This window comes from Collinsella aerofaciens, assembly GCF_040920445.1.
Classification (GTDB): Bacteria; Actinomycetota; Coriobacteriia; order Coriobacteriales; family Coriobacteriaceae; genus Collinsella; species Collinsella aerofaciens_BH.
In genome coordinates this window covers 1-12,308 of the sequence record NZ_JBCOTQ010000060.1, presented here as the reverse complement: position 1 = coordinate 12,308, position 12,308 = coordinate 1, and the positions used below count along the sequence as shown (strand labels likewise).

Here is a 12,308-nt window from a genome sequence, read left to right as displayed (position 1 = left end):
TCGAACACCTTGCCCTGCTCCTCGGGCGCGATGCCGATACCCGTATCGGCAACCGTCAGGTACGGATGGCCCTCATCATTGGTCCCACATCGAAGCGTAACCGTGCCACCGGGCTGGTTATAGCGAATAGCGTTACTGGCCAGGTTATAAATCAGCTCGTCGATCAGGCGTGGCACACCTTCGACCACAACGGGCTTCGTCTTGCGCACGATGGTCACGTCCGACTGTCGGGCGACCTGCTCAAGGCGCTGCTCCACCGTCGTAATAGCGCGCGAGAGCTCAATGGGTTCCGTGGAACCAATAGGCACTGCCTCGCCCTCGGTCGCGCGTTCGGCCTCGTCCAGGTTAGACAACGTCAAGATGTCGTTTACCAGCGCTGCTAGACGGCCCGCCTCGCGATAGATGCGACCGCCAAAGTTGCGCAGGTCATCCTCGCCCTCAACCATGCCGTTTGCAATAAGCTCGGCGTAGCCCGAAATCGCGGTAAGCGGGGTCTTGAGCTCATGAGTGATATTGGCCGTAAACTCGCGACGCATGCGGTCATTATCGGCCAGCACAGCCATCTGGCGTTTAAGCTCCTGGCGCTGCGACTCAATGCGCTCGAGCATGGGAACCATCTCGGTGTAGGCATGTTCATAGCTACGGCGCGGGTGGTCCAAATCGACCTCCTGCAGCGGCGCAATGATGGCACGGGATTCGCGGCGCGCAAGGAAAAACGAAAGCACCGCGCCCGCCGCCGCGATAAGCAGCATCGGCGCCACCAGCGAAAGCAAAATCGCCGCGACGCCAGGCTGGGCCTGTGCCAAACGAACAACCTGACCGTTATCAAGGGCGGCGGCGCGATAGAGCATAATCTCGTCGAGCGTGGTGCTCGAGCGCTCCGCGGAGCCCGAACCGCTCTCAAGGGCCTCAACGACCTCGGGGCGATCGCCATGGTTGGGCAGCATGGAAGGAGACGCCTCGTTGTCATAGGCGACCGATCCATCCCTGTTGATCAGCGTGATACGAAGGTCCTCGCGATCGAGGCTTCGCAAGAATGCGATGGGCTCCTTCTGCTCGTTTAAGGCGGCGGCAATAAGCTCGGTTTCTTGCGAAAGGTTGGCACTCGTGGCATCTGCCAAGGTGTTTTGCACAAAGAACGCGCCCAGCACTGTAAACGCCAAAATGACGGACATAGCGCAGACAAATATCGTCGCAAACACGCGATGCGAGAGCGTGTGTTTTCCCTGAGGGGCAAAGACCACGGATTACTCCTCCGTTGCGGCGTCTGCAATGCCGGCATCTTCGACATCGCTACCGGCGGAAGGCTCGGCCAGGCGATAGCCCACGCCGCGCACCGTCTCGATAGCGCCGGCACGCTCGCCGAGCTTTTGGCGAAGCGTCTGCACATGAACGTCGACGGTACGCGAGCCGCCGTCGAAGTCCCAGCCCCACACGCTCTGCAGCAGCGACTCACGGGTAAAGACCACGCCGGGCTTGCGCATAAGATATTCGAGCAAATCAAACTCACGCAAAGTAAGCTTGAGCGGCTCGCCAGCAACGGTCACCTCGCGATGGCTGGGCGAAAGCACGATATCGCCCACGCTGAGCACATCGCTCGCCTGCTTGACCATACCGCCGCGGCGCAGCAGCGCACGGCAACGGCTGGCAAGCTCCATGAGCGAAAACGGCTTGGTCAGATAATCGTCGGCACCGCCATCGAGCGCCATCACCTTATCGAGCTCGGTATCTTTGGCGGTGAGCATCATGATGGGCACCGTCGCCGTCAGGCGGTCGGCGCGCAGGCGACGCATAATTGCCAAACCGTCGGTATCGGGCAGCATGATGTCGAGCAGGACGGCATCGGGTACCCGTCGCGCCACGGCGGCCTTAAACTCGCCATCGCACGAAAAGCCTTCGGCCTCGATTCCCTGCTTGCGCAGTGCATAGACCGTCAAATCCCTGATGTTGTCATCGTCCTCGACGTAATAGATCATGTTGAACCCCTTTGCGGCCGGCATGACCGCATCTTAACCCTAAAGGTACCTTTACTAGATGGTATCAGCCAAAACGTCCCGTTAAATAATCCGCCGTGCGCGGGTCGGTGGGATTTTTGAAGAGCTGAGCGGCGGGCGCGTGCTCCACTAACTCACCCAGCAAGAAAAACGCGACCGAGTCGGAGATGCGCGCCGCCTGCTGCATATTGTGCGTAACGACCACGAGCGTGCAGGTCTCTTTGAGCTCGCAGGCCAGCTGCTCAACCACCAGCGTCGATACGGGATCGAGAGCGCTCGTGGGCTCGTCCATCAGCAGAATATCGGGTTGCACGGCAAGCGCGCGGGCGATGCACAGGCGCTGCTGCTGCCCGCCCGAAAGGCCCAGCCCCGACTCTTTGAGTTTGTCCTTGACCTCATCCCATAGCGCAGCGCGACGAAGAGAGTCCTCGACCAGCTCATCCAGCACGGCGCGGTCGCGCACACCCATGCCGCGCGGGCCATACGCGACGTTGTCGTAGATGCTCATGGGAAACGGGTTAGGGCGCTGAAACACCATGCCCACACGCTGACGCAGGCGGCAGATGTCGTAGTCGCCCAGGATATCCTGGCCGTCGAGTGCGATCTTGCCCTCGATGCGACAGTCCTTGATGCCGTCGTTCATGCGGTTAAAGCAACGCAGTAGCGTCGACTTACCGCAGCCCGAAGGACCGATAAACGAGGTAATCTGCTTGTCGCGAATCTTGATGGATACGTTCTTGAGCGCATGGTGGTCGCCATAGAACAGGTCGAGGCCCTTGACGTCGATGCGCGTCGGCGAGGCGGCAAGATCCTGCGCCGTGGGACGAGTCGCGTCCCCGACTTCGCGCTCGTGCGCAGCCTCGGCTTGCGCCTCCATTAGCTCCTCGAGCTCCGTGGGATCCATGGCCGCAGCAGCCGTCATACCGCATACCTCCACATCGATATCAATTCAGCAGTATCGATAGTAGAAATCGCGGCTCATATGCACGTGAGCGCATTGTCAGGTGTTTGTAAGGGCGCCTACGCTACGCAGCGGGCAGTGCAATGGTAAACACCGTGTGCTCGGGCGTCGATTCGCACGCAATGGTGCCGCTGTGCGCCGCGACAATCTCCTTGGCGATGGCAAGACCCAGGCCGGCGCCACCGCGATTGGTCGCACGTGCCGCGTCCAGGCGATAGAACTTCTCAAAGATCACCTTGAGCTTAGCCGCCGGAATCGGATCACCCTGATTGATAAAGCGAATTCGCACGCCACCGTCATCTTGGCGCCCAGCCTCAATCGTGATCGTCGAGCCTTCATAGCTATAGGCAACGGCGTTTTTCATGATGTTGTTGAATACGCGAGCCATCTTGTCGCCGTCCACGAGCACCGTCAGGTCCTCGCAGATATCAACCTGGGCTTCCCTGTGCTGTTCGTTGAGAATGGGATAGAACTCGTCAGCCACCTGAGCCAGCAGCAACCCCAGATCAACATAGCCGCGCGTGAGCACGATATCGTGGAAGTCAAAGCGCGTGATATCGAAGAACTCTTCGATGAGCGCATCGAGCCGGTGCGCCTTGTCGAGAGCCACGCCCGTAAAGTGCGCACGTTGCTCAACCGGCAGCTCAGGAGCCTCTTGCAGCAGCGAAAGATAGCCCACCACACTGGCAAGCGGGGTGCGTAGGTCATGTGCCAAGTACGTGACCAGATCGTCCTTGCGATGCGACTCGTCACGCAGAGCTTGCTGCACCTTGCGCTCACAATCGCGCGCCCGATTGAGCGCACCCTCGACCTCGAGAAAGTCGCCGTCGATGGTATCCCACGTGTCAGGGCTATCGATCAGACGGTCCTGAATACGGGCGGCGATCACGCGGTCGGCATGCTGCTCGCCTTGCTCATAACCCTGGTAATACAGGGCGCGCCCGCAAAAGAACAGGACACAGACGGCGAGCGCCAGCACAAAGCCGAGCATGTTGAACACAAAGGCGGCATCAAAGAACACGGGCTCGCCAATACCGCCAAGCGCCATGGCCCCGATCGCCAGCGTAATCGCCCACGCGGCACCGCCGATTACCACGCAGCGGCGAACGATTTCGAATCGATCGATCAGCAAGAAGCCAATGAGCAGAACTGCCAGGATGCCAACAATATTGTCAATGCCGATGAGTAGCAGACTCAGCAAAAAGAGCAGCACCGTCGCAAGCGCGCGGTTGTCGACGACCGCCCTTATGTATTCAAAGAGTCGATCGGGCACCTCGAATACCCGTCTATCGTCTTTTGTCATATCCACTTCCCCACCACCAAAGGCGTTATTCGATTATGTAGCCGACGCCCCAGACGTTTTTGATAAAGCGCGGCTTTTGGGCATCATCGCCGATCTTTTCGCGCAGATGGCGGATGTGCACCATCACCGTATTGTTGGAGCCGGGCATAAAATCCTCGTTCCACACCGCGCGGAACAGGTCCCCCACGGCCACCACGCTGCCACGATGCTCGACCAGATACAGCAAGATGGAATACTCGATGGGCGTGAGGCGCACCGGTGCACCGTCCACCGTCACACAACGAGCATCGCGGTTGATCTCGAGGCCATCGAGCTGGATGGTCGGCGATTCGACCGCCTGTGCGCGGCTGCCGTAGCTGGTGTAACGACGGAGTTGAGCATGAACGCGCGCTATGAGCTCCAACGGACGGAACGGCTTGACCACGTAATCGTCTGCACCCAGTGAGAGGCCCTCGATCTTATCCTGCTGGGCATCGCGCGCCGTCAGCATAATAACGGGATAGGTATGGCCAGCGCGGATGGTGCGCAGCAACTCAAAGCCGTCGATATCGGGCAGCATGACGTCCAGCAGCGCCAGATCGAACTCCTGCTCCAAAATCGCCTTGGCAGCATCTGCTCCGCTATAGGCAATCTGAACATCAAAGCCCTCTTTTGTAAGGTAGATACCGACCAGGTCGGCGATGGCCTTCTCGTCATCAACTACCAAAATGCGCTCATTCATGCGTGCTCCTCTCGCGCTCCATTATGCCCGAGGCAGCGCGCGCCACACACAACAAGCGCGGTCGTTTAAGTCGACCTTAAGCACCTATGCGTCCGTTCGGGCGCAGACATGGGCCGCGCACGCCCGCGCACTGATTGTCCACGCCGGTAAACGATATACTTTGAACTCTAAAGAGACCATCCCGTCGAAAGCGAAATCTGTGAAGACCCTTAGTTCTCTTGTAAAGCGCTCCGCGCAACTGATCGCCGGCATTGCCTGCGCTCTCGCCCTTGCTGCCGGCGTGCCGTCTATCGCCAACGCCCAGGTGCTTACGACTGATATCGTTTGCGGCAAGACCGCCGACGCCCGCGGCATCACGGCCGAGAATCTGCCCGATATCGATGCGACCAACGCCATCGTCATGAGCAAGGACGGTTCCGTCTATTACGCCCGAAGTGCCGACGAGCAGGTCAAGATCGCCTCAATTACCAAGGTCATGACTGCGATCCTGACCGTCGAGAACTGCAAAATGGACGAGAAGATCACGGTGAGCAATGCTGCCGCCACCGTAGGCAACTCGACCGCCGGCCTGCTCGAAGGCGACGAGCTCACCGTGGAGCAAGCTCTGCGCGGTCTGATGATCCCCTCGGGCAACGATGCCGCCATCGCGCTTGCCGAGCACGTGGGCAAAAAGATCGACCCCAAGACCAAGGACGCCGTGGCCACCTTTGTAAAGGCCATGAACGAGCGCGCTAAAAAGCTCGGCTGCACGGGAACGCTTTTTGAGAATCCGCACGGTCTGGACTTTGATGAGTGGGCCGGCGACATGCACTCTACCGCGCACGATGTAGCCCTGATGATGCAGGAGGCAATGAAGAGCGATACGTTCCGCGAAATCGTGGCGAGCGATGATTCCTGGATTGAGGTTACGGGCGCCGACGGTTCCGACCATTCGCATTCCATGGATACGCACAATGAGCTGCTGGGGCAGGACGGCAATATCGGCGGTAAGACCGGCACCACCGACGATGCCGGCTATTGCTTTACGGGAGCCTACAACCGCGATGGCGACGAGACCTACACCGTCGTCTTGAACTCCAGCACCACCGATCAGCGCTTTGCCGACACGGCCGCCCTTGCCAACTGGTACTACGGCCACAAGGTGACGGTTGCGATCGCCAACACGCAGGAAAAGACTGCCAACGGCAATCCGCTCATCGCGCGCATTGGCCAGACCGATTGGACGGACAAGACGATCGATGCCACGCTCGCCGACCCCGCAGCTCAGGCAACCGTCTTTTCGCTTGCTGGAGAGGTGACCGAAAAGGTTACCTACGATGACCTTTCGGGCACGGTGCATGTGGGCGACAAGGTGGGCAGCGTGACGCTCAAGCAAGACGGCACCAAGATCGCCGTCATGGATTTGGTTGCCGACGAGGAAGGCTCGGGGCCGAATCCCATTGAGTGGCTCCTTGTGAAGCTCGACCGCCTGGGCCGCCGCATCGACAATCGCCCGCTTACGGCAGAAAGCGAGACCATCGCCAAGGCGCCCGAGGTGTAGGGCTGGGGGAACATTACATTTGAGATTGGAGAGGCGTCCAACGGGGCGCCTCTTTTTGAATACCTCTTAAACGGGATGCGTCAGAATCACCAAAGCGACATTGCTAGCCGTTTACCTTCGCTGTGTCTTTTCGGACCTTGAAAACGGGTCCACCGGGCATGCTAGTAGATCCTTTCGACCTCCTTGGTCAAGGCCCTAAAAAGATCCCCAGCTGAGGGGTCTGCCCCAGGACACAGCGATTGCCAGGCACCCGTTTCTCCGATGGTGCCCGCACTCGTCATAACAAGATCGTCGCTCCGCCTGCGAATGGAGACACTAACGGAGCGGCCATTATGGAACCCATGGATATCGACTTTATTTATGCGCCCATCAGCTAGATAACTAATCATGACATTGATGCTGTCACCATACTCCGGCAATTCGAAGCCGTGGGAATCCATCAATAGCTTCACATCCTGATGGTAAATGCGGGCCTCGACGACATTCTTGGGCATTTTCCCCGTCTTTGTTGGAGAGCAAAAGCTGATGCTTGGCTCCTCTTCGCTCATGCCTCGGTCAAACCTAAGCATGCACGGGCATACCGACTCAATGGTTCGCAAGGCGTCCGCTGCGACCTTTTCCTCGGTAAACATCTCCACGTCGATGCCGTTTTCTTCCATATAGGCACGGTTTTTACGTTGAAGCTCTAGCCGAGCCGCAGCCTCCCCATCTCCACGCTGTTCCCAATTTCCGGAGTCGGCGACATTTCGATCGAATGTAGAATCAACGGAACATGGCGCTTGCTGTTGAGTCGGATCACTGTCGCCGAGACGCCTTAGCTCGGAGCGTCTCATCAGTAGTGTCACAATATCAAACAGCCAACCAAATCCAAAAAGGCCAAAGGTAAAGAGATATAGAAAGAAGCTACCCCACATCCGTGCATACGCCCTATGAGCGCCCGACCACCCAAGAAGGAAGCATAGCAAAAGCGCCTTGTTTGCCCTGTCAACCGACGTAATCTCTCGAGTGAGAGATTTCTGTTCAGGCTTCGCCAAAGGTGTAATTTCATGCGATGAAACAGTAATTGAGGACGTCCTTGACGCCGAGCTCCGAGCGCCTGATTTAGCAACGGCGCGAGCGACATCCCCAACTCCGACGGTCGTTCTGCTGTATACGGCATTGTAAGCAGCCTTCTTCGGATTTTTGATTCACCCCATGCCCTTCTTACCATAGCCGGGGATTATCGCCCGCCTTACCGCGCGCTTCGCTCTGCCGGTCGTTCTTGCCTTGAGTGATGTCTTTAGATTCGGCTTACGCAGCCCGACCTTTACCATATTTCTACTCCATCCCCTCGAAACCCCACACCGGGGTGCACGAGCACGCCTGGGTCTCCCCGTTTTCAAGCGCCCCGTGTTTGCCTAATGTTCACGCCCTTTCGGACTCTAATCCCCAGCCGCCATTCTTGATAATAAAAAAGGGCCCCAAATGGGACCCTTCTTCAAAGTCATACTGGCGGAGAGCTGGGGATTCGAACCCCAGATGCCCTTTTGGGGCATACTCGCTTAGCAGGCGAGCACCTTCGGCCTCTCGGTCAGCTCTCCGTAACAGCCGTTCTATAGTAACCAAACAGCCGAAGTTGGGCAAGGGGAATTTTGAGGCGTTTCCTCTTTTACCTCTCTTTTACCAGTAAACGTCTCAGTCAATCATCTCAATCTGTAACATCTGCAGGCCGTAATCCCCTCCAGATGTTACAGATTGAGACAAAGATACAAGGACGGCCCCAGCGACAGCGCGGACAGCCCATTCTTTATTAGTCCTCTCGAACGGTCTCCAACAGATAATCGCGCATGTACGGAATTGCAAACGAAACACAGCCATAGCCCGCGGGCTCAATCAACCCCGCATCGATCAGACGCTTGCGATATGACCCAACTTTGTTCGCCGACAAACCCATCTTCTTGGCGATATCGCCGTTGGCGATATCGACGCCCTCGCATTGAGCCATCGCCGCGAGATACTGAAACTGCCGTTCCGACACCCTGCGCAGCGCTGGGGCAATCACCATAGCATTAAAGCTATCAAGAGCCGCCTGGATACCCTTACGAGCCGCCTCTTCGCTCACGCTCTCCGCCCCACTGCGCGCAGCAACCTGCCAAGCGTAATATCCGACCAGCTGGACCATAAAGGGATAGCCTGCCGAAGCTTTTGTTAATAGCTCAGCGGCACCTTTGTCGAGCTCCTTGCCCGCTCGTCTCATCGTATCCTCAAACGATCCGCCAACTTCAAAATCGGAAAGCCGAGTAAGTTCAACATGTTTGGCTCGCTGAAGGAACGTCAACGTATCATCCACCACCACGCCATCTACCGATGTCGGCAGCCCGGCGAAAGCGAAAGCGACATTCGCTCCTTGGCGGATCAAGAGCTGCATCTCATTGCCTAGCTCACGCATTTCCTCAGTTGAGGCATCCTGGATCTCGTCGAGCGTAATGAGCAGACCACCGCGCTTCGCAGCATCGTACATCGCCTCGCCCAGATGAGAGGCCGACTTCGACATCTCCATGGAGCCAAGGCTGACCCCTAAAATCGATGGGGAAATCGAGATTGATTCAAGACGAACGTTTCGCTGCAGAGCCTCGAGGATTCTATTGCAAAAACCAGCATTGGAGGCAACGTCAACGACCTCGAATCCTTTTTTGCGTGCAAGGTCACCCAATGCATTAAGGAGCACCGTTTTACCTGTGCCTCGGACGCCCGAGATGCGCATGAGTCGATCGGGGGCACCAGGACCATTCTCAAGAGCCTCGGCAAAGTCATCCAAAACAGTGTCCCGTCCGATAAGCTCAGGCGGATTCATGCCCGCCGTTGGCTTAAAGGGGTTAACAGCTTTCGTCATTCTGCCCTCCTCTGCTAGTTTTAACAACTTTAACAAAGTTTAGCAACTTTAGCAGAGTTTAACAGTTTTAGCAGGCTCGGCGGCTTTATGCCTTACCGATCCTGCCGGGTCCTCCCGCCCGCGCCGATACAAATAGCGCGGTGCGGCCCCTCTATATCGCCCCTACCCCAGCGAGCGACTGAGGGAGCCGAGCTCATCGTTGCCCATGGTGCGCCACATTTGGAAGATGCAGACGCGCGCCAGGAAAAAGAAGCCGTTATCGACCAGCTGCACGGCGGCATCCGCCAGCTGGTTGGTCACGGCGGACACGGGAGGCAGCTCGAGCCCGGCCTTACGGATGGTCTCAACCGCATCCTCGAACGTCGGCGGCTCGTTGACGCCCATCTCGTTCATAAGGCCCTGCATTTCCTCCAGCGCGCTGCTACCCGACTCCTCGCCGCGCGGCACGAGGCGGTAGCACGCCAACGCGAGCTCGAGCTGGTCGCAGTTCCAATAGGCAAACGCCAGACGATAGAACAGATAACCGATTGCGGAACGGTCACTGGCAATGCGCAGGCCGTGGCGCGCCACCTCGATAATCTCGTCAAAGCGCTCCAGGCGCGCCAGCACGTTGATGAGCGCAAAGTGCGACTGCATGGACGAGCGAGCCAGATCGTAAAGACGACGCACCTCGGGCAATGCCCGTTCAAAATCCTCCTGCTCGGCGTAATAACTGCAGATCTCGTGCTGGGCAAAGTACAGCGCATCGGGAGCACGCAAAAAACGAACGGAGCGGTCTTCCTCCATTACCGGCAGCACCATGCGTACCAGCTGGTTGTCGCAAAACTGCGTCTGGACCGGACCCGTTGCCAAAAGCTCGGCAACGGCACACTTGGCCTCCAGCTCCTCAACAAGACGGGAGAAGCCCTCAAACGCACTTGCACGGTCAACTTTTGCCTGCTCGCGCAACTCGACGACGCGCGCCACATACGGGTCATCGTCCATCTCCATGACCTCGAGCTCATCAGCCGTATCGGCAAGCAGCAGGTCGCGCAACGCCGGCGGCAGCGAACGGTGGTCGTCACGCGGGCGAGCGTGAACCTCCGCAGGCTCAATCGCATCCGGCGCGTCCGACTCATATGCCTCAAGCATGCGCTTGCACGGCATATCGTCCATATCCATGCTCTCAAGATCCTTGGCGACAGGCACGCAATTGGCCAGATAGGCCGCACGCCCAAAGGAATATGTTGCAATGACGCGCTCGCCCTGCTCGCCGTCGGGAGCCGCAATCTGAACATAGCAGCGCGCAATGCAGGCACCTGCGGCAAAGCAAGCCGCTGCCAGCGTAAGCGCCACGCGCGCGTCGTGCTCCGCGGCCCAAATCACACGCGCGTTCTCGTCCAACTCGCGCCAGACATCCTCCCGGGCGTCGTATTCACGTTGTGGCATGGCATCCACGACAGAGTGCCCAAACCGAACGAGCATAATCCCCTCGGCAACGTTTGCCCGATAGGTATAGTCGAGCCGTGTGACCACGTTAAGCGCCTCGACGATACGCGCGAAGCGGGTACGCACATCCCACTCACCGCCCGGCTGGCAAGCTACCGTTCCGGGTTTGCCCCACGGGTTGTCGCTCGAGGTCGTATCGAGCAGTCGGGGAACATCGTTGGTTGTCTTGGCGATATGCCACGCATCAAAGAGCGCGCAGCCCTCAAGGCTCGGCGAGGATGCCGCGGGGGCCAATCCGGCCCCGATGCGCTCAAGGATGCCGGAGAGGCGGTTGAGACGGCACTCGATGGCAAGCAGCATGTCAATCTCGTCCTGGTCCAGCAGGCTACGATCAAAATTGAGATAGAACAGCTTTGAGCGGTCAATGCGCGCTAGGCTCATTTCGGACTTGGCAGCAATGGTGCGCAGACGGGGCAAGTCGATCTCGCTCATCAGGGCGGCGGCATAACGCTCGATACCGCTCGGATTCTCGGCATGGTCAACACGGTAAAGCAGCGTCTCGATAGCATCGGGGAGCGGTGCCGTGTCAAAGCCCAAAAACACCTCGACCGGCTCGGGCAACTTTACGAGTTTGATCTTGTCGACAACGTTTTGCATGCCTGCATCGAGGCCGTCGACGCCCGCCGTGTTCGCAATAGCGCTTTCGGAGTTGGCAAATATCACGTAGCGCAAGAACATCGAGGCCATGAACTCGCCGAAAGGAAGGGCGCGGGTCGAATTCCATGTCTCGTGGTCGGACTGCTCGCGCATGGGGCCTTCGGGAGAGCCGGCAGTTCGCGCACACGTGCGCATTGCACCGTTAGCTTCCCTCACCATAATCTCGCCAATACTGGAATCGGACTCGTGAAGGACCAGCTCCATGTCAGGGTCCTCGGGCAACGGTACTTCCCGAACAGGACGATCAACCTTATAAACCTTGCCCGACACGCTCACGTAGCCCAAGAGCGATATGTGAGTTTTGCCGACGAATTCGACGACATAGCACGACTCTTTGGGGTCCTCGCCAAAGACTTTCCAGACAACACCATATGAGCGCCCCGCAGGCTGCTCTGGCATCGATGGAAAACGCTTTTTGGGGTCGAGAAACCTGAGCTTGTATGTCGGACGCTCTGCCACGAAATATCACCCTGATCAGTCGTTGAAAGAAGGAGTGGTCGCGGATGGGCCGCGACACCTACTCGGAATCTTACACGAGTCGATAAGAAATAGTCTCCCGCGGACGGCGGCGCACGATTCCAGTCGAGCTTCTGGTGTCGAATGCCGCCATAAAAGAAAAGCCCCCGTTACCGGAGGCTTTCGATTTCAATTGGTGCGGCGTATAGGATTCCGCGCATCCGCTTCGCGGATCCGCACCGGCTTCGCCCGCCTGCCGGCGCGCTCGCCCGCTCGCTACGGACGCTCCGCGTCCGCTTCACGCTCGCGCCTCGAC

At 58.3% G+C, this 12,308-nt stretch carries 9 protein-coding genes and 1 tRNA gene; 1 reads left to right on the top strand and 9 read right to left on the bottom strand.

Going from position 1 to position 12,308, the window contains the following annotated elements; genetic code table 11:
* From AB5405_RS08670 to AB5405_RS08650, 5 genes are all read right to left on the bottom strand, one after another.
* Nucleotides 1-1,244: sensor histidine kinase (locus AB5405_RS08670; protein WP_368138207.1), on the bottom strand; the 1,244-nt coding region annotated here is incomplete at its 3' end.
* Nucleotides 1,245-1,247: 3 nt separating this feature from the next.
* Nucleotides 1,248-1,976: a response regulator transcription factor gene (locus AB5405_RS08665; RefSeq protein WP_368138206.1), complete on the bottom strand. Its 729-nt coding sequence runs from the start codon at nucleotides 1,974-1,976 to the stop codon at nucleotides 1,248-1,250.
* Between the two features lie 64 nt (nucleotides 1,977-2,040).
* Complete coding sequence (gene pstB, locus AB5405_RS08660; protein ID WP_368138205.1) at nucleotides 2,041-2,916, bottom strand: phosphate ABC transporter ATP-binding protein PstB; 876 nt, start codon at nucleotides 2,914-2,916, stop codon at nucleotides 2,041-2,043.
* 103 nt (nucleotides 2,917-3,019) lie between these two features.
* On the bottom strand, nucleotides 3,020-4,258 hold the full coding sequence (locus tag AB5405_RS08655) for a sensor histidine kinase (protein ID WP_368138204.1): 1,239 nt from the start codon (nucleotides 4,256-4,258) through the stop codon (nucleotides 3,020-3,022).
* Between the two features lie 25 nt (nucleotides 4,259-4,283).
* Nucleotides 4,284-4,979, bottom strand: a complete 696-nt coding sequence (locus AB5405_RS08650; protein WP_368138203.1) for a response regulator transcription factor — start codon at nucleotides 4,977-4,979, stop codon at nucleotides 4,284-4,286.
* A 199-nt stretch (nucleotides 4,980-5,178) separates the two neighbouring features.
* On the opposite strand from AB5405_RS08650, the gene AB5405_RS08645 reads away from it, so the two are divergent.
* A complete protein-coding gene (locus AB5405_RS08645; RefSeq protein ID WP_368138202.1) occupies nucleotides 5,179-6,519 on the top strand; it encodes a D-alanyl-D-alanine carboxypeptidase family protein in 1,341 nt (446 codons plus the stop codon).
* Between the two features lie 161 nt (nucleotides 6,520-6,680).
* On the opposite strand, the gene AB5405_RS08640 is transcribed toward AB5405_RS08645, so the two are convergent.
* The 4 genes from AB5405_RS08640 to AB5405_RS08625 all read right to left on the bottom strand — a co-directional run bounded on the left by AB5405_RS08640 (nucleotide 6,681) and on the right by AB5405_RS08625 (nucleotide 11,935).
* Nucleotides 6,681-7,484 carry a TM2 domain-containing protein gene (locus AB5405_RS08640; protein ID WP_255413478.1) on the bottom strand — a complete coding sequence of 268 codons (804 nt, stop codon included), beginning with the start codon at nucleotides 7,482-7,484 and terminating at the stop codon, nucleotides 6,681-6,683.
* Between the two features lie 524 nt (nucleotides 7,485-8,008).
* Nucleotides 8,009-8,099, bottom strand: a tRNA-Ser gene (locus tag AB5405_RS08635).
* A gap of 209 nt (nucleotides 8,100-8,308) precedes the next feature.
* Nucleotides 8,309-9,391, bottom strand: a complete 1,083-nt coding sequence (locus tag AB5405_RS08630; protein ID WP_055285935.1) for a DUF8462 domain-containing protein — start codon at nucleotides 9,389-9,391, stop codon at nucleotides 8,309-8,311.
* Between the two features lie 162 nt (nucleotides 9,392-9,553).
* The gene (locus AB5405_RS08625; RefSeq protein WP_368138201.1) at nucleotides 9,554-11,935 is read right to left on the bottom strand and encodes a tetratricopeptide repeat protein; all 2,382 of its coding nucleotides are present in this window, start codon (nucleotides 11,933-11,935) and stop codon (nucleotides 9,554-9,556) included.
* Nucleotides 11,936-12,308 lie beyond the last annotated feature (373 nt).